Below are 21,388 nucleotides of genomic sequence, written 5' to 3' on the forward strand. Positions count from 1 at the left end.
ATTAAAATATTTGCAAAAGGTAAATATAAAATTATTTATTTAATAATACGAATGGGAATAAAACTCATTGGCATAAATATAACGATAAATTAATACCCGCAATAAATAACGCCGGAACTAACCGGCGGGGGAAATTAATAATAGGCAGCAGACACCGGTACGTTGGCGATGCCCCGGCACTGATACTGCAACGTCACATGCTCGTTAAGACACAGCGCACCGCTGGTGGTCGTGCAGGTGGTAATCGGTTGACCATAGGCAAACGCGGTGGCGTAGCCCATTTGCTGGCAGGCTTTGTTAGCTTCAGAACGGGCAATATAGTCGTCGGTTTTGGCATTTTGCAAAATGGCCTGGCCGTATGTCAGGCGGACGATACCGCTATTGGCATCGACTTCACTCACGCTTGCCGCACGGGGAATCGAACATGCGGAAAGTGCCAGCAGGAAGGGGATAAGAATGAGGCTTTTCATCAATTCGCTCTGCGCAATCTGTCGTAACCTCATTCTAGCCTCCCTTCTTGTAGGCAATCCTTTGAATAGTCGCTATATCCGTGGGTTAATCCATTTGTGAGTCATAAATCGCCTGGAACTGTAGCTGCAGCTGGGAAAAGAGTTTGACCAGCGTTGGATCAAAATGGCTGCCTGAATTGCGGATGATGAATTCATAGGCGCCTTCATGTGTGAAGCCGGGTTTATAGACTCGTTTTTGGCGTAGGGCATCGTAGACGTCAGCAATCGCCAGAATGCGAGCCTCCAGCGGAATATTCTCACCGGCCAGCCCCTCTGGATAACCTGAACCATCCCATTTTTCATGATGGTAATGGATTATATTTTCGGCGATCGACCCCAGCGCCAGGCCTTGAATAATGCGCCAGCCTTTTACGGTATGCTGCTGAATCTGCTTAAATTCATCATCGGTGAGTTTGCCATTTTTACGCAGAATATGCTCGGGCACGGCAATCTTGCCAATATCGTGGAGCGAGGCATAGGTTTCGATGGCGCGCACGGTTTTCGGCGGTAATTTGAGATGGCGTGCCAGCAGGCCGCAGTAGGCCGACACCCGACGGATATGACAGCCGGTTTCATCGTCGTGCACATGATTAATCGTCTCCATCGCCTCGACGATGCTGCGGTTAATCGCACGATTTTTATTCATATGCCGCCACATCATTAACATCATACTGAGAATGAAAACCAGCAATGCCAAAAGCCCGGCGCTGATTATCTGCAATGCATTTTTACTCAGTGAAGTCGTCGCGGCGGTGTTTGCAGGCGGGATGAGTTGATGGTGATAGCTGGATATGAGATGCACCTGCGTCAGTAGCGCATGCAGGGGATGGTCGGTGCTCACCCAGGTACCAATCTGGTAGCTGGAATGGGTCATCCCGGCAACCTTCAGCGCCCCGCGAAACAGATCGCTCCCGCGTAGCGCTTGCTCAAGCGACGATAAATCACCGAGGATATAGTCGATGGCATTGTTATCAATGGCGTCCAGCAGCTCATCAATGGACGCGCGGGATATCAGCGTGACGTCGGTACCAAACCGTTGGCGCAGATAAGAGGCGGCGAATGAGCCGCTGATGACCCCAATACGCTGGTGGCGCACCTGTTCTTCATCAACAATAAAAGGTTGCCCGACTTTGTTGTAATACGCGTTATACCAATTTGCCAGCGGCCCAACTAACCCTTCCATTTGCGCGCCGTTGCGCACATCAAAAATATCAGCAAGATGGATTGGCCAGTTTTCATTCTGCATTCGTATCATATAGTTATCGACGAACTGCACGTCGACGTTGATATTCAGCAATTCACGCAGGTCGTTCACCAAACTGATGGCGCTGCCATGATAGCCCTGATCGTCCTTCCAGATAATTGGGGCGAAACTCTCATTCCTGGGCAGCCAGAGGGTCAGGTGATTTTCCTGTAGCCAGGCGCGCTCTTCGTTGGTGATAGTCAAATGATGACGGAGGAACTCTATCTGGCATTGTTGCTCCAGCGCCTTGAGCTTGCCGCTTTGCTGCCACTCGTTAACCAACTGATTGATATTGTTGCGCATATAGAGAAGCTCGGGGCTCAGGCCAAAGGCGGCGTTGCTGCGCAGGGTGCTGAATGGGCGAGAGAGGGTGTAATAATACTGTGGGTTACCAATTTCCCGGTCTTCATTGATATAGAAATCCGCGCCGCCGCTGCGCAGAATCTGCAGCGCCTCTTTGCTGCTATCGACTTCGATAATTTTCAGAAATTTCAGCGCCGGATAAGCCTGCTGGATAAATTCTCGCGTATGGTCGCTGCGGCGGAAGATAACCCGCGTGTTCTCAAGATCATGGATGGATTCTGCCTGGCGCGTAATGCTGGCAGCGACGAGGGTATTTTCAAACAGCCGCGCCGATAAAATAGCGTTGTGCAGGTGATCTTTGGTTTGTAACACGCTGGCGTAGAGGCCGTAATCATGGTGATGAAAACGTTGCGCGAAGGTCGTGCTGCCAATAGGGCGCAGCGTCAGATTATAGCCGTAGCGTGAATTAATGGCGTGCAGAAGCTCAGTATAAAAACCGTGATATTGCCCGCGGCTATCGCGCCAGAATTCAAAACTGTCGGCATCAAGCACCCAAACCGGGATGGCGGCGGCAGACGTGACTTTCTGTGGAGGTGCGGCAAGAGAGCGGGTCGTGCAAACGAGTAACAGGGTCAGTAGAACAAGGAGACCCAGCCCGTGTCGAAAAAATCGGCAGTCCTGTGTCACAAGTCAGTTCCTTTGCGATGACTATTCTATCCATTTAATAGCGTATAAAAAGCAGGGACTCTTCTATCCCGGCCTTAGTCTAATCGACCATTTGGCCAGTAGACAGTAAATAATTACGCGTTTATGTAATGATTTATCAATTGGGCGAATGGCAAAAGTGTGACCGCATTGGTAAAAATCAAAACGTTTTTTCATAAAAATTGAAAGTGCGTTTGCCAGGTAGTAAGGTTAGCGTAATGTAATCGAACGACTGCGGGCGAGCCCGCGTAGCTTTCAGGAGAGGAAAGAATGAAAATTGCACTGATGATGGAAAATAGCCAGGCCAGCAAAAACGCGACTATTCATCATGAGTTAAAAGCCGTGGCCGATGAAAAAGGCTTCCCGGTCTATAACGTGGGTATGTCTGATGAAAACGATCATCATCTGACCTACATCCACCTGGGCATCATGGCCAGCATCCTGCTGAACTCGAAAGCGGTAGACTTCGTTGTGACCGGCTGCGGTACCGGCCAGGGCGCGCTAATGTCTCTGAACATCCACCCAGGCGTGGTTTGTGGTTACTGCCTGGATCCAGCGGATGCTTTCCTGTTCGCACAGATTAACAACGGTAACGCGCTGTCTCTGGCCTTCGCGAAAGGCTTCGGCTGGGGTGCTGAACTGAACGTCCGTTACATGTTCGAAAAAGCCTTCACCGGCCGTAACGGCGAAGGTTATCCGCCAGAGCGTAAAGAACCTCAGGTCCGTAACGCGGGCATCCTGAACCAGGTGAAAGCCGCTGTTGTAAAAGAAAACTATCTGGATACCCTGCGTGCGATTGACCCGGAACTGGTGAAAACCGCCGTTTCCGGCCAGCGCTTCCAGCAGTGTTTCTTCGAGAACTGCCAGAACAAAGAAATTGAAGCTTTTGTTCGCGAGATTCTGGCATAAGCCAGATAGCCAATGGCGCAATAAAGAAAAACGCGATGCGTTCAATGCCGAACCGTTAAGGGGAGGTTGAACGCACCATAACGGCTCCCATAATAGGGAGCCGTTTTTTTATGTTTGTAACATAGGCTCCATTCCCGGCGGAGCTTCGCCTGGACGGGCTACACCAGGCAGACATAACCTGTAGCCGGGGCAAGGCGTGAATATGCAGCGCCCGGGGAATACGGTATCAGGCGCACAAAAAAGGAGCCCGTAGACTCCTTTGGTGAAATTGCGGCCTAAATCAGAACTGATAGCTCGCGGTCACGCTGACGTTACGCGGCTCGCCGTAGACAATCGACCCGTCGATATTGGTATCGTAGGTTTTGTCGAACAGGTTATTGAGGTTACCCTGCACGGAGAAGTTTTTGGTGAACTGGTAGCGGGTGAACAAATCGACCAGCGCGTAGCTGCCCTGTTCGGCGCGGAAGGTACCAAATGAGGTCACGGTATCTTTGTAGACGCGGTTCTGCCAGTTAACGCCGCCGCCAACGGTCAACTCAGGCATTGCTGGCAGACGATAGCGGGTAAACAGCTTCACGGTGGTGCGCGGCAGGTTCGGGTTAATCGCGTTGCCTTCGTTATCTTCAGCCACATAGCGGGTGGCACCAAAGGTCATCTGCCAGTTATCGGTCAGTGCGCCGTTAATCTCAAACTCGACGCCTTTACTGACGGTACCGTCCGCGGTGGTATAGGCGGTTTCGCCATTGCTGCCTGAAATCGGCACGCCGGTAGACTGCGCCAGGTTGTCCTGCTCGATGCGGAATACCGCAAGGCTGGTGGTCAGGCGGCTGTCCATCCAATCGGATTTCAGACCCACTTCATAGTTGTTACCGGTAATCGGCTTCAGGTATTGCCCCGAACTACTACGCTCATTCTGTGGCTGGAAGATAGAGGTATAGCTGGCATAGGTTGACCAGTTATCGTTGATATCCAACACCAGGCCCGCATACGGCGTAGTGTGGTTCTGCTCCATATTGTAGGTCAGCGTGCCGACGCTCCAGTTGGTGTAGCGTGCGCCAACAATCAGATGCAGCGGATCGGCCAGCGTGATCCGCGTTGCGGCGTACAGCGACTTCATCCGCGTCGTGTCGTCTTGTGCCAGGCTCTGCGGGTTCCAGTTGGTTTCCGGGAAGCTGGCGCTGTTGAAGTTGTTAAAGTTGCCGATGGCATCCGGGAAGACGTTATCCCACGAGCTGAAGTAGCGGTTGTTCTGCTTGCTGTAGCTGCCACCGAGCATCAGGTTATGCTGGCGACCGAACAAGTCATAGCTACCGTCGGCGTACAGATCCAGAGCATCCACTTTCCGCTTACCGCTGTTCCAGCCGGTTCCGCCGACGTATTCATAGTCAGGGCCGTAGCTGCCGTACGGGCCCACCAAAGAACCATCGGCCTTGTTCACGTAGGCATCGATGTACATCATTTTACTGTCGAACTTCACCTCGGAGTGGGTGGCGTTCAGCGTGGCCTGCCAGGTATCGGCAAAGCGCTGGGTCAGAGACATGAAGACTTTATTGATGTCTTTATCGTTGTAGGCCCAATCCGGCGAAGTGCTGTGCGCACGATCGTAATGGTTGGTGCTGCCATCGGTATTCCAGCGCGGCAGGCCGCCCCAGGTCGGGCTGTTGATGTCGATACGCTGATACTCATAGCCCACGGAAAGGCTGGTGGTATCGCCCAAGTCCGCATCAAGAATACCGGAGAAGAAGGTTTTGTCGTTGTTGTAACGGTCAAGCCAGGAGTCATTATTTTGATAGCCGGCCACAATACGCGCGCGCACTTTTCCGTCTTCGGTCAGCGGGCTTTGCAGGTCGGCGACGTAACGTTGTTTATTCCATGAGCCATATTCGGCGGACAGGTTGCCTTTAAATTCCTGACTGGTGGCATGTTTGCGGACCATGTTGATAGAGGCGGAAGGGTTCCCGGTTCCGGTCATCAATCCGTTTGCGCCGCGTACCACTTCCACACGTTCAAACAGCGCGGTATCAGAGAGCGCATCGCCCAGATTCCAGCGAGATTCAAAATAGGTCGGAATACCATCGACCATATAGTTATCAATCTGGAAACCGCGAGAGTAGTAGCTGGTACGGTCGGAGTCGGCCTGGCTGCTGGTGATGCCGATGGTATTGTTCATCACATCGCCCAGGGTTTGCAGCTGCTGATCCTGCATGCGCTGCTCGCTGATGATACTCACGGACTGCGGAATATCGCGCTGGATCATCTGCATTTTGGTGCCCGCAGTGGTGGCTTTAACGCTGTAGTCCTGCTGCTGCGTGTCGCTGCTGGAGCCTGAGGATCCTTCGACAACGATAGTCTCTTCGGTGTTATCAGCGGCCTGGCCGAGCTGAGGGTAGAGTGCCAGGGCGATACCCATAGCAATCAGCGACGGCGCGAGGCGACCATCCCGGGTGGTGGAAGTGAAAGACATGGTAAGTCCTTATCAGTGATAGTTATTTTTCTCCGGAACTCTGCGGCTCCGGTCGAAATTTGCCACGTGCAAATGCAGTGTTGTGAATGCAAATGAGAAATATACGCATTTTTATTAAAATGTAAACAGAGGTAAGCGACGGATTTCATGGGAATGAAATAGCTTTTCAGTTCATAAACACAAGGGGCGACCGATACGCGATTAAAAATCGGGTCATTTAATTAATCAGCACACCGTCAAAGTGGAGAGAGGCAAAGAAAAAGACCCTATGGAAGAGAGAGGAATACGGATACGGACTGAGATTTTGCCGTTAGTGGCTCTTTGTCTACGACCTGGGGGAAGGCTTTGGGGCTCTGAACAACTGATACAGGATCGACTTTGGCGGCATCTTTATCTAAATATCAATAATACTCTGCTTTATATCATTAGAGTAAACATATTAAAAACAAGATAATCATTGCATTAATATATTGCATTTTTTATTGGTTTGCTTTTATTTCACAATGAGATTTTGAAATCAATAATTGTTTTCTTATTTATACAGGGCGGATTGTTTTAATGAGTCTCATTTTGGATGTTTACACCACGATAATTCTCTTTGTGGACATTATTAATGTAATTGATGAAATAACATTATTTATTGATTGATCGTCGTAAACGATCGATAACCGTATCGTCGATCGTTATTAACAATTGGACGCGTTTTAATACTGAGTCTACTTTTATGCCGCTGAAGATTGTTTAATTTGAGCAATTAACTTTATTAATCAATCTAGTTAATTGATGTCTTATTCCGGCAAGCTTCACAGAACGCGTTTGGTTTGTTTTTTAATAGCGAACGTTTTCAGATGGAATTATTTTTTATTAACAGGAGTTATTAGAAATGAAGAAAGTATTATTTGGGATGTCTATGCTTGCGGCTTTAGTTGCTTCCGGTTCTGCACTGGCGGAAGAAGCCGTAACCTACGGCCAGGACCTGAGCACAATTACCGTGCGTGGTACTGTGACTTCTGGAACCTGTCAGATTGCTGTCAATAGTGGTGCAGCGGTTGTTCTGGATACAATCGAGACGGCAAAATTTGTCGCAAATAGCACTCCATATTATGCCACCCCTTTCGCTATCGAATTTACGGGATGCCCGGTTGCAGTAAAAACAGGCACCATTAAATTTGTATCACAGGGCACCGATATTGATGCAATGACTGGCTATCTGAACAACTCAACGAAACCGGAAAACCAAGGCGCGCCAGGCGTGCAGGTTGCTCTGGAATCAGCTGATTCTACCGTGCTGAAGCTGGATGCGGATTCACTGGACGTCACTCTTACTGACGGTGCGGGTAAGCTGGCTATGAATGCAGCGTACGTGGCGACTGATACCACCAAAGTCGGTCCTGGCGTGGTTAACAGTATGGTGACCTTCACCGTAGATTACATCTAATAAACACGACGCTCTGCCATCTGCTACCGCAGATGGCAGAGTTTAAACGATCGCAACGTTTGAGTTCAGCAAGGAAGTGCTTATGTCGTTGTTTACCGGTAAAACCCTTATTGCCGCGGGTTTCTGCGGGTTATTTCTTCTCTCTTTCTCCGCGCAATCCGGCGTGGTGCTGTCAGCCACTCGCGTGATTTACGCCCAGTCAGCGCATGAAAAAACGATCAAAGCGACCAACCGTGGCACTGGACCAGTCCTTGTCCAGACCTGGATTGACGACGGGCGCGAATCTCAGTCGCCGGATAAACTCAATTTACCATTTATGGTTACGCCGCCCGTTGGGCGTCTCGATCCAGGGCGTGAGCAGACCATCAAAATTACTGCGTTGAATAACCATTTCCCGCAGGATCGTGAATCCGTGTATTGGCTCAGCATGCTGGAAATACCCGCGAAATCAAAAACAGCGGCCAATGCCAGTACGCTGCAGGTGGCGCTGCGTACCCGAATTAAGCTGTTCTGGCGGCCGGATAATTTAGCCGGTTCGGCGAGTGAAGCTGCCGAGAAACTCCAGTGGCAATGGGGCAGTGAAAATGGCAAACCCGCATTAATTGTCAATAATGCATCGCCTTATTACGTTTCGCTCACTCGGGCGGAAGTTAAATCAGGGGCCACGCAGTGGACCGTTACGCCAAAAATGATCCCGCCGCTTGCGAAAGAGACCCTGACTATTAATTCGCTGAAGTCTGTACCTGGGTCAGCGGAAATACACTATGTCGCCATCGGTGACCTGGGAAATACGCTGGATAACAATCAGAAAATTAAATAATTCATCGTTGTTCATCTGGCTCATGGGAAATAGAACATGGATTGCACGACGTCCCGCTGGCGGCTTCTGCTTATTACACTCGCCTGTTATCCGATTCTGTCCTCGGCGCAGGAAGAGGTGGAATTTAACAGCAACTTTCTAATGGGCAGCAATAAAATTGATACTTCCCGTTATGCGAAAGGCAATCCTGTCGCGCCGGGTGATTATCAGGTCCAAGTTTATCTTAATAATAAGCCGTTCCTCAATGAACAGAATCTTCACTTTCAGGATAACGGTACGGTACAGGCTGAGCCGTGCCTGATGCCTTCGCTGCTTGAGCGCCTCGAAATAGACAGCAGCAAAGCGGTTACGCCCATTCCCCCAGAAGAGAGGTGTCTCGATGACTTAGCCCGCTATTTCCCGGGTTCTTCGGTTAACTACGATCCACTTAACCTTCGGCTGGATATTGTTGTTCCGCAGATTTTCTTACAGCACATTCCGAACGGTACGGTCCCCCCATCGCGTTGGGATAACGGTATGCCGGCATTGTTGCTCGCCTACGACACCAACTACTACCATCGGATCAGCAGCAGCAATGACTCCGACACGGCTTACGCCGGGCTTTCCTATGGTGCCAACCTTGGCCCATGGCGGTTACGCGCGCGCGGTTCGCTCAACTGGGATAGCGATAGCGGCAAAACGGAATACGATAGCCAGGATATCTATCTGCAGCGCGATATTGCGGCGCTGCGTGCGCAGATGATCCTGGGGGATTCCAGCACCAAGGGCGATGCCTTTGATACCTTGAAAATTCGCGGCCTGCGAATGTACACCGACACACGGATGTACTCCTCCAGCGTGAATAACTACGCGCCGCTTATCCACGGGGTGGCAAACAGCAACGCCAAAGTCACGGTGAAACAAAACGGCTCGACGATCTACCAGACGACGGTACCGCCAGGTCCCTTTACCCTGACGGATGTGGTCCCCAGCGGCTACGGTAACGATCTGGACGTTACGGTCGAAGAGGCCGATGGCAGCAAAACGACCTTTGTCGTGGCTTACTCCTCGGTGCCGCAGTTGATGCGTCGTGGTCATGGTCGCTGGGAAGTCGCTGCCGGGGAGCTTCATGATAACTCTCTGAACCACAAGCCAAAGGTCGCACAGCTCAACGGCTACTACGGCATGAGCGATATCATCACTGGCTATGGCGGGCTGCAGGCCAGCGACCAAAACTATCTCGCGGCCCTCGGCGGGCTGGCATTTAACACGCCTTTCGGCGCGCTGGCGGCGGATATTACTCATTCACGCGCTGAGTTTGATGATGATGGACACAATAGCGAATCCGGAGAGAGCTACCGTCTCACCTACAGCAGTCTGCTGTCGGCGACGCAAACGTCATTTAGCCTCGCGGCCTATCGCTTCTCGACGCGGGGATATCTGACCCTAAAAGACGCGGCATCGCTCAACGACGATCTGCGCGATGGTACGATTGAGGACCTGAGCCACTACCAGCGCCTGCGCGATCAGCTCCAGCTGAACATCAGTCAGCCGCTGCGTTGGGATGGCGAGGATCATGGCTCATTCTATTTGTCGGGTACCTGGCAAACCTACTGGGGCGGCTACGCCGATACCCAACAGTATTCGGCCGGTTACAGCAACAGCTGGAAAGCGGTCAGCTACAGCGTCTCAGCTCAGCGCAGCTATGACAACGAAGGCCAAAAAGACGACAGCGTCTATCTCAACTTTTCCGTGCCGTTCAGCGCCTTTACCCACGATAACCACAACCCCGCAGGCTTCAACATGCTCAGCGGCGGTATCAGCAATAGCGGCCACGGTAGCACTCAGCTTAATACCAACGCCAGCGGCGCGACGGAAGACAACAAGTTTAGCTACAGCGTCAACGCGGCCACAGGATTCGGCGGCGGTGACAGTTCAAGCACGTCGTCGGTGGGCACTTATCTGACATGGAATGGCCCTTACGGCCCACTCAATGCGTCGGCATCGGTGACTGACGGCGAGGGGAGCCAGTATTCGTTGAGTAACAGCGGTGGGGTGATTGTGCACTCCGGCGGCGTTACCTTCGCACCCGACAGTATCGGCAGCGATAGCGCTATTGCGCTGGTGCATGCCGAGGGTGCAGAAGGGGCGAAGCTGACGATGGGTGATGGCGAGATTGGCCGTTCCGGTTATGGCATGTCGACCTATCTGTCACCGTACCGGGAAAACCAGATTGGTCTGAATATCGAAGGGCTGGAGAACGACGTGGAGATAAAAAGCACCAGCACCACCGTTGTCCCGACCAGTGGTGCAGTGGTTGGCGTTAACTTCGAAACCGAACAAGGGCAGTCGGTGCTGCTGATGTTGGCGCGCGACGATGGCGGCGATATCCCGCTCGGCGCATCGGTGCGCAATGAGAAGGGCGACGAGGTTGGTAACGTCGGCCAGTCCGGCTACGCCTATGTTCGCGGTATCGCCGATACCGGCACGCTGCAGGTGGTTTGGGGGGCCAGTTCTTCTGACATGTGCGCTGTGAGGTACAGCATTCCTGCCGATCCGCAAAAGGCGGCGAAGACTATCGTTCTTTCCGGTCAGCGCTGCCAGATGCATGCCGTGGCGAAGCCACAAGCTGGGAGCGTCAAATGAAGCATTTCGCATTATCGATAATCAGCCTGCTCCTGACCTGCGGCCTGTGTTCATCACCCGTTGAGGCTGAGCCGGTGGTTGGCGGCAATATTGATGTGACCTTCACCGCCACCGTGGCTGACACCACCTGCGTGGTTAACGTGGTCGGCGGCAGCGGAGACGGTAAAAACCAGACGGTGGTGATTGGCGACAGCGCCGGAGAGGTCTCAATGGATGCGATCGTCAGCGGCGACAGCGCGGCGACAGCCGGTTTTAGTCTGCAGGCGACCGAATGCCCGGCAGCAGGCACGCCGAATTTTTTCACCACCATTGAGGCCGATGTCGATCCTCAGGCGGGCAATATGCTGCTCAACAAGGCAGAAGGTCTACAGGCCGCACAGGGGCTGGGTATTTCGCTCAGCCGGGCCGACAGCCCGGATACGCCGCTGACCCTTAATCAAAAAATCGACTATGGCACCTTTGGCTGGCAGGAACTTGTTAAAGACAATTTTACCCAGTCCGTACAGGTTCCGCTGATCGCCAGGATTACCGCCACCGTTGATCCCGCCCTTGCCAAAGCGGGCAACGTGCAGGCGACGGCCGTTTTTCACTTCGATTACAACTAGCGGACGATGCAGCCCATGAACCGAAATTTGGCAGTACTTTCTCGTACTTTATCGCTGACGCTCTCCGCTGCCTTACTGACGACGCTTTATGCCCCAGCCAGCTGGGCGATTGATGATGTCCAGGTCAACTTTACCTCTACCGTGGTGGCAGGGACCTGTCAGGCAGAGCTGAAAACCAGCGGCGGCGCACTTCTTACCGGCGGCACGCTGGCCTTTGGCGACGTCTATAAAAGCCAGGTGCAGCAGGGAAATGCCTGGCAAAACTTCTCGGTAAGCTTCAGCCATTGCCAGGGAGTAAGCAGCGCCACGGTGCAGGCATCCGCCGGTGCCAATGGGCTTTGCAACGGCGTCACCTTCGGCGGGGCTGGGGATGCGACCGGCGCCGCCGCTGAAATTTACCGCGATGCTGACGGCAGCGGGATGCTGCTGAACTGTAGCGACACGCTCTCTTCCGCGCAAACCTTTGACCCCAACGCCAGCGCCGATATGCCGTTTTCCACCCGTCTGGTGGTCGCGCCAGGAAAAACCAGCGCCGACCTGCACAGCGGTAGTTTCACCGCGCCGGTCACGTTTACCGTCAATTACCAATAACGGGAGCCTTAAGATGATTGCCGCTGCCAGAAAAACGAGCGCGATATCGCTCATCGGCATGCTGTTGCTGGCTGTCTGCCGCCCTGCGGCGGCGAGCCAGGCGCTGGATATGACCATTACGGCCAATTTGCTTGATGACCACTGCGCCATTCAGGTTGAGCCCGCCACGGTAGTGTTACCCACCGTTGAGGTGCGCACCCTCGAAGATGATCCCCAAACCCCAACGGATTTCGGCTCGCAGGCCTCCTTTAACGTGGCGGTCAACGAGTGCGACAACGTCGATAAACTCTCCGCACTGCACTTTTCAATCCAGCCCGTTAGCGGCGTGAGTCCTGCGGATTTTAAGCAGGTATTTGCCAACGATCTGCCTGCGCAGAGCAATGGAGCGCAGGGCGTAGGGGTGGTGGTGTTCTGGCACGACGGTCAGCAAAACGTGCTGAAAAGCGATGGCACCTCCGATGTGGTGGTACCCACCACCGAGAGCGACTATCGCCAAAGCTACGCCTTTGACGTGCGCTATCAAAAAATCGGCAGCGTCAGCGCCGGGCTGGTGTCGGCGGTGTTGATGGTCGACGTGGAGTATCAGTGATGCAAAGGAGAAATGCCGTGAGTTGTTTAAACAGGATGGGGTTAATCCGCCGAATGCTGATGGCCGTGCTGGGCGTTGGGCTGTTTGTATTTCACCTCGCAGGCGCGCAGGCGAAGGTGAATGACTGCTATATGAGTAACAGTTTTATCAATAAATATGCCGGGGGGAAGGACATCAATATGGGGGATGTTACGGGGATGTTCGATAGTATCACCGGCGCTCCCGCAAGCGATGTGCTCCTGGGAATGAAAACCGTGAATTTGTTTGATCGTGATGATGATCTGGCTTGTTCAAAGGATACTGGCTCCAACAGCGTTAGTGTCATTGGAACGTCTAATGTTCCCTCTGATGGCATTGCTGGCGTCGATCCAGTGGGTCGCACGCTGTTTCTGCTGAACGGCGCACAGATGCCGGGGATCGCTTACTCTATGGAGATTATCTGCAACGGGGGCGATACGGAGGGAGAGTGCAAGGGGCATTCTGGCGACACAATTCCGATCGTGGTGAACACAAACAATGGCTGGTCCGATCAGGATGGGCATCCGTGGGATAATATGAAAACGATGGGTTCTAAAGCTTCCGGGATGAACTTTAAGCTCAACGTCTATTTTTGGCAGCTCCCCTCCTGGCAACCCTTTCCCTATGACGCTGATATTGCTGGCAGTAACTATCTCCTCTTTGGTATGCGATTTGGTAAGTCGGAAACTGTTTCTTATTCCTTCAGAGTTTATCTGCAACCGAAAACGCCGACCTGCGATACCCATATCAGCGTTGAGGGCAACCCTTCTGCGGTCATCAATCTCGGCGACGGTATCACCCCGCAGCAGCTCTCAGGCGACAGCACCGACAAGGTGCCCTTTACTCTGGTGGTCGATAACTGTAGCGCCACCCTGAACAACGTCTACGTCAAGATGACCTCCACCAGAGTGGATAGCAACAACGCCACGCTGCTGGGCCAGCAGAGCGGCAGCGCCGCGGGCGTCGGGGTCAAAATTACCGATACCCAGGACAATCCGCTGCCGCCGGACGGCGCCAGCGTGCTGACGTTCCCCTACACCGGCACGGTTAACCACCGCGAGATGCCTATGCAGGCACAGTTGGTTAGCGACGGTACACCGGTGCAGCCGGGGGATTTCCAGGCCTCGGCGACCTTCAATATTAGCTATGACTAAGCAAAACTTACCCCTCATCTATAAGGAACAGCGATGAAAACGTTAAAAGCAGGAAAGACCCTTTTTAAACTGAGTGCCATGTCCCTTGCCGTGGGGCTGGGGCTTGGTGCGATCGCCCAGGCGAGCGCCGCCGTGGTGGTGGATGGCCGTAAATCGCCTGACACCAAAGTCACGATTGCGGACACCGGGGCGACGGTGGTGAATATTAGCGGCGCCAGTTCAGGAGGCGTTTCCCATAACACCTTTACCCAGTTCGACGTTGACCCGACCGGCGTGATTCTTAACAACAGTTCCACCGGCAGCAGCACCACGCTTGGCGGCGATATTGCGGGTAACAGCAATATGTCGGGCGGCAGCGCCACGGTGATTCTTAACGAAGTAAACTCCCGCGACCCGAGTCAGCTAAACGGCATGGTCGAAGTGGCCGGGCAGCAGGCGGCGGTGGTCATTGCCAACCCGTCAGGCATTTCCTGCGACGGCTGCGGGTTTATTAACGCCAGCCGCTCCACGCTGGTGACAGGGACCGCCGAAATGAGCAACGGCGAGCTGACCGGCTTTAATGTTAACGACGGCCAGGTGGTGATCACCGGTAAGGGAATGGATGACCGCAGCACCGGCTATACCGACATTATCTCCCGTTCGGTGAAGGTCAACGCCCAGCTGCAGGCGCAGGATCTGCGCATCGTCACCGGCAGTAATCACGTCGATTACGCGACCCTGGCGACCCGCGGTATTTCGTCTTCTGTGTTCAGCAAACCGTCTCTGGCGGTGGACGTCTCCAGCCTTGGCGGCATGTACGCCAATAAAATTCAGCTTATCGGCACTGAAGACGGCGTGGGCGTGCGCAATAACGGCACTATCTCTGCCAGCGATACCCTTTCGCTGAGCACTAAGGGCAAGCTGGAGAATAACGGCCTGATTGCCGGTGGTGAAGTGGCGATTGATACCCACAAAAATACCCTCGATAACGACCACGGCACACTGCAGGCCGAGCGTGCGCTGACCATTAACAGCGGGAATATCGATAACAACGTCGACGGTGCCATCGTCTCCAACGGCACCCTCACTATCGATACCCACGGCCAGTCGCTGGATAACGCCGGGCAGGGGATCTCCGGTAACGGCGCGGTAAGCATAACTGCCGATGAAATCGATAACAGCAGCTGGATTGCCAGCAACAGCACCCTGACGCTGAATACTGACTCACTGAATAACAGCGGTAGCATCTATGGCCAGGATATCTCCGCGACGGCGAAAAAAGTCAGCAATGGCGGCTCCGTTCAGGCCAATAATAGTCTGCAGGTGGATGCGGACGACATCGACAATCACGGCAAAATCGCCGCCGCGGATGCCAGCATTTATGCCGGACACGCTTTTGATAACGAGGGCGGTGAAGTCGCCACCACCCACTCGCTGTTGGTCAATACCAAGACGCTGACCAATACCGACGGTAAGCTTAGCAGCGACGGTTCCCTGCAATTGGTCGTCAACAAGCTGGATAACACGGCAAATTGTTACGATAAGAATAGCGGCGGAGTCATTAACGGCGCGGAGGTTACGATCAAGGCCGATAACCTTGATAACGACCGCGGTACTATCTCCGGCAATAGTATCAATATCACCGGCAATGACATTGATATTGCCAATGGGAGCCTGACCGCCACCGGGGATATCAATATTAATGCGGCCGATGACTTTTATACTGATAATAATGGAGTCGTCCAGTCATCTGCTGGCAATATCACCATTAACGCCGCCGATGAGTTGTCCAATGATGGTATAATTACGACCACTAAAAATATTTCCCTAAGCGGCAAAGATATCTCTAATGACGGTGTTATCTCGGCTGATGGCGGTCTTAATATGTACGCTTCATCAACCATCGAGAACAATAAAGGAGGGTATATCTATGGTGGTAGTGGTTATACTGTTGAAGCAGTAAAACGCATTGATAATGCAGGTGAATTTTATACTGGAAATAATGGTGTAATGAAATCTGATGTTATCAATATAAAATCTACTGGTATTGTATTTGGTAATAGTACTAATTTTTACACCAATAAAATAACTGTTAATGGTGCGATCTATGGTGCATATACCAAACATCCCTATTGATCCTTTTAATCGTTAATACACATCTCACTGGCCACCGGGAAGGTGGCCAGTTTTTATTCTGACTTTATAAGAGCAAGGGATCTCCCCACTATGCGACGTCAGCTTGTGGCTTTTGTCTGCTGTTCCATTTTTATTCCGTTTTGCCCCCACGTCATGGCTGACAGCGGCCCGGTCATCCATCCCTCGACAAGCCAAACCGACAATCAGAAAGCCCGTCAAACGCAGCTTACGCCGCAGGGCACCGAAGTGATGGCGAGCAAAAGCACGCTGCGCCCCGGCGAGCTGGATTTTCCGCAGGAAACGCCCTGTTTTACCCTCAACCGGGTGGTGATTGATAATCGCCCGGCGCTGCCGCAGTGGCTGCCGTTGAAATCGTTGCTTAAGCAGGCACAGGGCCGCTGCCTGGGGGCGAAAGGGGTTAATCTGCTGGCGCGTGCGGTGCAAAACCAGATTATTGCCGGCGGCTACATTACCAGCCGCGTCGCTATTCCCAACCAGGATCTACGCACCGGCGAACTGCATTTACGGCTCCAGCCCGGCAAGGTCGGAGAAATTCAGTGGCGCGATGGCGGCCAGCAGAACGTGCATTTTGGCAATACGCTGCCGCTCTCCTCGGGCGATTTGATGTCACTTCGCGCGCTGGAGCAGGGGCTGGAAAACCTCCAGCGGGTGCCGGGAACAACCGCCAGTATTAAGCTGAAACCGGGTGCGCACGACGGCGAAAGCGATATTGAAATTTCGCGCCAGCAGGCGAAACGCTGGCGCCTCGGCGCGTGGGTGGATGATGCGGGGAGCAAATACACCGGGCGCTATCAGGGCGGCGGCACGCTGTATCTGGATAATATCACTACCCTCGACGACCTGATTTATCTCTCGGCGGGCGGCGGACTGCAAAACCAGGGGGATAAAAATTCAAAGTACGGTACCGCCTATTATTCGGTGCCGTTCGGCTGGTGGTCGCTGGATCTCTACGCCAGCCGCGACAAGTACACCCAGCGGGTGGTGGATGGCAGCAATACCTATGAATACAGCGGCGATGAACGAAATCTTAGCGCCACGCTTAACCGCATGCTGTTTCGCAGCGGCTATCAGAAATTACAGGCCAGCCTCCAGGTGCTGAAGCGCGACGACGAATATGACCTTAACGATACGGAAATTCTCGTCCAGGCCCACGACATGGCTTCGTGGCGCGCTACCCTTGAGCATACGGCTTATCCGGGTAAGGCGGTCATTGATACCAAAGTCTCGTTCCAGCGCAACACCAGCTGGCTGGGGGCGGAACAGTCGGTGGAAGAGCAAACTGGCAATGCCGACGAGGGCTCGCGGCTTATCAATATCGACGTTGAGGCCAACGTGCCGTTCTCGCTGTTCAATCGTTCATTGAGCTGGCATCCGCACTACAGCCAGCAGATAACGCCGGATAAGCTCAATCTTCCCGACCAGCTTTCCATCGGCAATCGCTGGACGGTGCGCGGTTTTGACGGTGATACCACGTTGCAGGCTGACAGCGGCTGGTTCCTGCGCAACGATCTCAACCTGAATCTCCCTTCACTGGCGACGCAGTTTTATCTGGGGATGGATATCGGCCGGGTCAGCGGACAGGGCAGCGAGGTGTATTCCACCACCTATCTGGCGGGCGGCGTGGCCGGGCTGCGCGGGGTGCTGTGGAAAACCAACTACGATTTCTTTGCCGGTACACCGTTTGTGCATCCGGATGAGCTTGACGCCAGCCCGCTGGTGTTGGGCATGACGCTGCGCTGGGAGTACTAAGATAAACGGCGGATGGGGAAAATCCCGGCAGCGGGTGCTGCCGGGAACGGGGTCAGGCGAGGGCATTCTCTTCGAGCTGGCGCATAAACTGACGAACCCAGTCCATGCGGGTTTTGCGTTCGCTCAGATCCTGGAAGAACTTCAGCCGCGTCGGGCCATCAAGGCGATAGTGCTGCGGCTGTTTTTGCAGCAGGCCAATCAGCCATGACGGGTTCACGTGATTCTTCTCGGCAAACTCAACCACGCCGCCTTTCTCATTGCCTTCCAGCTTGCGGATCCCCAACTTTTGCGCCTGTTGACGCAGACGGGCGATATCCAGCAGATTACGCGCCGCATCAGGCAGCAGGCCAAAGCGGTCAATCAGCTCAACCTTGATTTCATCAAGCTCATTCTCGCCCTTGGCGCTGGCGATACGTTTATAGAACGACAGACGGGTATTCACGTCCGGAATATAATCATCCGGCAGCAGCGACGGCATACGGAGCTCGACTTCCGTCTGCTGGCTGGTGAGATCTTCCAGCGACGGCTCGCGGCCTTCTTTGAGCGCATCGACGGCGTTTTCCAGCATCTCCATATACAGCGAGAAGCCGACGGACTCCATCTGCCCGCTCTGGCCTTCGCCCAGCAGCTCGCCCGCGCCGCGAATCTCCAGATCGTGAGTCGCCAGCGCAAAGCCCGCGCCTAAATCTTCCAGCGAGGCGATGGCTTCCAGACGTTTTTGCGCGTCGGTAGTCATCGCTTTAGGATGCGGCGTCAGCAGCCAGGCGTAGGCCTGGTGGTGCGAACGGCCCACGCGGCCGCGTAGCTGGTGCAGCTGTGCCAGACCGAAGTGGTCGGCGCGCTCGATGATAATGGTGTTGGCGGTTGGAATATCGATCCCGGTTTCGATGATGGTGGTACACACCAGTACGTTGAAACGCTGGTGGTGGAAATCATTCATCACCCGTTCCAGCTCGCGCTCGCGCATCTGACCGTGGCCGATAGCGATTCGCGCTTCCGGCACCAGCTCCGCCAGCTTATCGGCGGTTTTCTGAATGTTTTCGACGTCGTTGAACAGGTAGTATACCTGCCCGCCGCGCAGGGTTTCACGCAGAATAGCTTCGCGTACCACCAGGCTGTCGTATTCGCGGACGAAGGTTTTCACCGCCAGACGACGCGCTGGAGGAGTGGCAATAATCGACAGATCGCGCATCCCGCTCATCGCCATATTCAGCGTACGTGGAATCGGAGTGGCGGTGAGGGTCAGAATATCGACATCGGCGCGCATCGCTTTGATGCGTTCCTTATGACGCACGCCGAAGCGGTGCTCCTCATCGACAATCAGCAGGCCCAGATCGCGCAGCTTCACATCGCTTTGCAGCAGCTTGTGGGTGCCAATCAGAATGTCGATTTTACCCTCGGCGGCTTCCTGCAGAATTTGCGTCTGCTCTTTGGCGCTGCGAAAACGCGACAGCATCTCGATGCGCACCGGCCAGTTGGCGAAGCGGTCGCGGAAGTTATCGTAGTGCTGCTGCGCCAGCAGGGTGGTGGGCACCAGCACCGCCACCTGTTTGTGGTTTTCCACCGCAAGGAAGGCGGCGCGCATCGCTACTTCGGTTTTACCAAAGCCGACGTCACCACACACCAGACGGTCCATCGCCAGCGGCTGGCACATATCGCTCAGCACGGCGTTAATCGCCTGCGCCTGATCCGGCGTGGTTTCAAACGGGAAGCTGTCGCAGAACAGTTGATACTGCTCGCGATCGTGCTTGAAGGCAAAGCCGGACTTCGCCGCGCGCTGGGCGTAGATATCCAGCAGCTCTGCCGCCACATCGCGCACTTTTTCGGCGGCTTTCTGCCGCGCCCGCGACCAGGCGTCGCCGCCCAGTTTATGCAGCGGGGCGCTTTCATCCGCGCCGCCAGCGTAGCGGCTGATCAAATGCAGCGACGACACCGGCACGTACAGCTTGGCGTCGTTGGCATACATCAGCATCAAATATTCCGCGGTAATGCCGCCCGCTTCGAGCGTGGTCATTCCCGCATAGCGGCCGACGCCGTGCTCAAGATGCACCACCGGCTGGCCGATGTGTAGCTCAGCCAGGTTGCGGATTAAGGTATCCGGGTTGATGGTCCGCCGGGCGTCCTGGCGGCGGCGAGCCACGCGCTCCCCGAGCAGATCGCTTTCGCAAATCAGCGCCCGGTTATGCTGGGTATCGATAAAACCGTGTTCCGCCGCGCCAAGCATCAGATAGCGCTGGTTATCAACGGCTTCATCGAGGCGCTGAATGCGCTTTGGCGCCAGTTTAATACGCGCCAGCAGTTCACCCAGCGCTTCGCGACGACCCTCACTTTCGACCGAGAAAATCACCGGGCCGCTGAAGCCCTCAATGAATTTACGCAGATTCTCCAGCGGCGATTTGTTCTGCGCCTGCACCGAGAGATCCGGCAGCGGCTGAAAGCCGAGGTTAACGTGGGCCGCTTTTTTCGCCAGGTGCTCGGTTTTGAGCTGCACGCGCGGCCATTTTTTCAGTTCGCCGTTGAGCTCGTCAACGCGTAGCCACAAGCGTTCTGGCGCCAGCAGCGGACGCATCGGGTCAACGCCGCGATTCTCAAAACGCGCCTGCGCGTCGGTCTGGAAGCGGTTGGCGCTGGCTTCGATATCACCGGTATTCACCAGCAACGTGTTCGCTGGGAAGTAGCTGAACAGCGGCGGCAGCGGTTCGCTAAAGAACAGCGGCTGCCAGTATTCGATGCCGGCTGGCAGCGTGCCTTTGCTCACCTGCTGATAAACATGTTCGGCGTCGCGCTTAACGTCAAATTGATCGCGCCACTGGCTGCGGAACAGTTCAATGGCCGTTTTGTCGGTCGGAAACTCATGCGCTGGCAGCAGGTTGATGGCGGTAACTTCTTCGAGCGTGCGCTGGCTGTCGACGTCAAAGACGCGCAGGCTGTCTATTTCATCATCGAAAAAGTCCAGACGGTACGGCTGCTCGCTACCCATCGGATAAAGATCAAGCAGCGCGCCGCGGGTGGCGTATTCGCCGTGCTCCATAACCTGATCAACGTGACGATACCCGGCGCTGTCGAGCTGCATGCGCAGTGCGTCACGTGAAAGTTGCTGGCCTTTTTTCATCACCAGCGCATGGCCGTGCAGGAAACTGTGCGGACAGACGCGCTGCATTAAGGTACTGACCGGGACGATCAGCACGCCACGCTTCATGGATGGCAGCTGATAGAGGGTGGACAGGCGCGAGGAGATGATGTCCTGATGCGGAGAGAAGCTGTCGTACGGCAGCGTTTCCCAGTCGGCAAGATTCATCACCAGGTTGTCGGTGAACTGGCCGATTTCGTCGTGTAAACGCAGGGCGTTTTGCATATCCGGGGCGATTAAAATCACCGGGCCGGAATGTTGCTCTGCGATCTCTGCCACCAGCGTCGCGCAGGCGGCGCCGGTCAGTTCGCCAAGCAGGCGCTGTTCGCCGGGTTTGGTCGGTAGGGCATAACGGACATGTTCAGGCATGATCGGCGCACGTTCTCCAGAAAAAACCGTG

The 21,388-nt window shown here is 54.2% G+C and carries 14 protein-coding genes; 10 read left to right on the top strand and 4 right to left on the bottom strand.

Annotation, left to right across the window (positions count from 1 at the left end; genetic code table 11):
• Nucleotides 1-134: 134 nt before the first annotated feature.
• Both yecR and LZ634_RS15830 read right to left on the bottom strand, forming a co-directional pair.
• Nucleotides 135-470, bottom strand: coding sequence for a YecR family lipoprotein (gene yecR / locus LZ634_RS15825; protein WP_234507024.1), 336 nt, complete (start codon nt 468-470; stop codon nt 135-137).
• Nucleotides 471-555: 85 nt separating this feature from the next.
• The gene (locus LZ634_RS15830; protein WP_234506986.1) at nt 556-2,742 is read right to left on the bottom strand and encodes an HD domain-containing phosphohydrolase; all 2,187 of its coding nucleotides are present in this window, start codon (nt 2,740-2,742) and stop codon (nt 556-558) included.
• A 288-nt stretch (nt 2,743-3,030) separates the two neighbouring features.
• Here LZ634_RS15830 and LZ634_RS15835 point away from each other — a divergent pair, with 288 nt between their 5' ends.
• Nucleotides 3,031-3,669, top strand: coding sequence for an RpiB/LacA/LacB family sugar-phosphate isomerase (locus LZ634_RS15835; protein ID WP_234506989.1), 639 nt, complete (start codon nt 3,031-3,033; stop codon nt 3,667-3,669).
• A 280-nt stretch (nt 3,670-3,949) separates the two neighbouring features.
• Here the strand turns inward: LZ634_RS15835 and fhuE are convergent, their stop codons facing one another.
• Nucleotides 3,950-6,133, bottom strand: coding sequence for a ferric-rhodotorulic acid/ferric-coprogen receptor FhuE (fhuE, locus tag LZ634_RS15840; protein ID WP_234506991.1), 2,184 nt, complete (start codon nt 6,131-6,133; stop codon nt 3,950-3,952).
• A gap of 883 nt (nt 6,134-7,016) precedes the next feature.
• On the opposite strand from fhuE, the gene LZ634_RS15845 reads away from it, so the two are divergent.
• From LZ634_RS15845 to LZ634_RS15885, 9 genes are all read left to right on the top strand, one after another.
• Nucleotides 7,017-7,571: a fimbrial protein gene (locus tag LZ634_RS15845; RefSeq protein WP_234506993.1), complete on the top strand. Its 555-nt coding sequence runs from the start codon at nt 7,017-7,019 to the stop codon at nt 7,569-7,571.
• Nucleotides 7,572-7,653: 82 nt separating this feature from the next.
• Nucleotides 7,654-8,391: a fimbria/pilus periplasmic chaperone gene (locus LZ634_RS15850; RefSeq protein ID WP_234506995.1), complete on the top strand. Its 738-nt coding sequence runs from the start codon at nt 7,654-7,656 to the stop codon at nt 8,389-8,391.
• 36 nt (nt 8,392-8,427) lie between these two features.
• On the top strand, nt 8,428-11,016 hold the full coding sequence (locus LZ634_RS15855; protein WP_234506996.1) for an outer membrane usher protein: 2,589 nt from the start codon (nt 8,428-8,430) through the stop codon (nt 11,014-11,016).
• Nucleotides 11,013-11,621: a fimbrial protein gene (locus LZ634_RS15860; RefSeq protein WP_234506998.1), complete on the top strand. Its 609-nt coding sequence runs from the start codon at nt 11,013-11,015 to the stop codon at nt 11,619-11,621. Before LZ634_RS15855 ends, LZ634_RS15860 begins: the two co-directional genes overlap by 4 nt.
• Nucleotides 11,622-11,636: 15 nt before the next feature.
• A complete protein-coding gene (locus LZ634_RS15865) occupies nt 11,637-12,212 on the top strand; it encodes a fimbrial protein (protein ID WP_234507000.1) in 576 nt (191 codons plus the stop codon).
• A 13-nt stretch (nt 12,213-12,225) separates the two neighbouring features.
• Nucleotides 12,226-12,801 (top strand): fimbrial protein, encoded by a 576-nt coding sequence (locus LZ634_RS15870; protein WP_234507002.1) that lies wholly within the window; start codon nt 12,226-12,228, stop codon nt 12,799-12,801.
• Nucleotides 12,802-12,818: 17 nt separating this feature from the next.
• Nucleotides 12,819-13,973: a fimbrial protein gene (locus LZ634_RS22680; RefSeq protein WP_234507004.1), complete on the top strand. Its 1,155-nt coding sequence runs from the start codon at nt 12,819-12,821 to the stop codon at nt 13,971-13,973.
• A 33-nt stretch (nt 13,974-14,006) separates the two neighbouring features.
• Nucleotides 14,007-16,088, top strand: coding sequence for a filamentous hemagglutinin N-terminal domain-containing protein (locus LZ634_RS15880; RefSeq protein ID WP_234507006.1), 2,082 nt, complete (start codon nt 14,007-14,009; stop codon nt 16,086-16,088).
• 90 nt (nt 16,089-16,178) lie between these two features.
• Nucleotides 16,179-17,858, top strand: a complete 1,680-nt coding sequence (locus LZ634_RS15885) for a ShlB/FhaC/HecB family hemolysin secretion/activation protein (RefSeq protein ID WP_234507007.1) — start codon at nt 16,179-16,181, stop codon at nt 17,856-17,858.
• A gap of 52 nt (nt 17,859-17,910) precedes the next feature.
• On the opposite strand, the gene mfd is transcribed toward LZ634_RS15885, so the two are convergent.
• Nucleotides 17,911-21,357: a transcription-repair coupling factor gene (mfd, locus tag LZ634_RS15890; RefSeq protein WP_234507009.1), complete on the bottom strand. Its 3,447-nt coding sequence runs from the start codon at nt 21,355-21,357 to the stop codon at nt 17,911-17,913.
• Nucleotides 21,358-21,388 lie beyond the last annotated feature (31 nt).

This window comes from Kluyvera intermedia (assembly GCF_021440345.1).
Taxonomy (GTDB): domain Bacteria; phylum Pseudomonadota; class Gammaproteobacteria; order Enterobacterales; family Enterobacteriaceae; genus Kluyvera; species Kluyvera intermedia_A.

Bases quoted from the DNA above. Each gene is read 5' to 3' on its own strand.
- LZ634_RS15850 (WP_234506995.1), top strand. From the start codon at position 7,654: ATGTCGTTGTTTACCGGTAAAACCCTTATTGCCGCGGGTTTCTGCGGG.
- LZ634_RS15885 (WP_234507007.1), top strand. From the start codon at position 16,179: ATGCGACGTCAGCTTGTGGCTTTTGTCTGCTGTTCCATTTTTATTCCG.
- LZ634_RS15855 (WP_234506996.1), top strand. From the start codon at position 8,428: ATGGATTGCACGACGTCCCGCTGGCGGCTTCTGCTTATTACACTCGCC.
- LZ634_RS15845 (WP_234506993.1), top strand. From the start codon at position 7,017: ATGAAGAAAGTATTATTTGGGATGTCTATGCTTGCGGCTTTAGTTGCT.
- LZ634_RS15870 (WP_234507002.1), top strand. From the start codon at position 12,226: ATGATTGCCGCTGCCAGAAAAACGAGCGCGATATCGCTCATCGGCATG.
- LZ634_RS15860 (WP_234506998.1), top strand. From the start codon at position 11,013: ATGAAGCATTTCGCATTATCGATAATCAGCCTGCTCCTGACCTGCGGC.
- LZ634_RS15865 (WP_234507000.1), top strand. From the start codon at position 11,637: ATGAACCGAAATTTGGCAGTACTTTCTCGTACTTTATCGCTGACGCTC.
- mfd (WP_234507009.1), bottom strand. From the start codon at position 21,357: ATGCCTGAACATGTCCGTTATGCCCTACCGACCAAACCCGGCGAACAG.
- LZ634_RS15835 (WP_234506989.1), top strand. From the start codon at position 3,031: ATGAAAATTGCACTGATGATGGAAAATAGCCAGGCCAGCAAAAACGCG.
- LZ634_RS15880 (WP_234507006.1), top strand. From the start codon at position 14,007: ATGAAAACGTTAAAAGCAGGAAAGACCCTTTTTAAACTGAGTGCCATG.
- fhuE (WP_234506991.1), bottom strand. From the start codon at position 6,133: ATGTCTTTCACTTCCACCACCCGGGATGGTCGCCTCGCGCCGTCGCTG.
- yecR (WP_234507024.1), bottom strand. From the start codon at position 470: ATGAAAAGCCTCATTCTTATCCCCTTCCTGCTGGCACTTTCCGCATGT.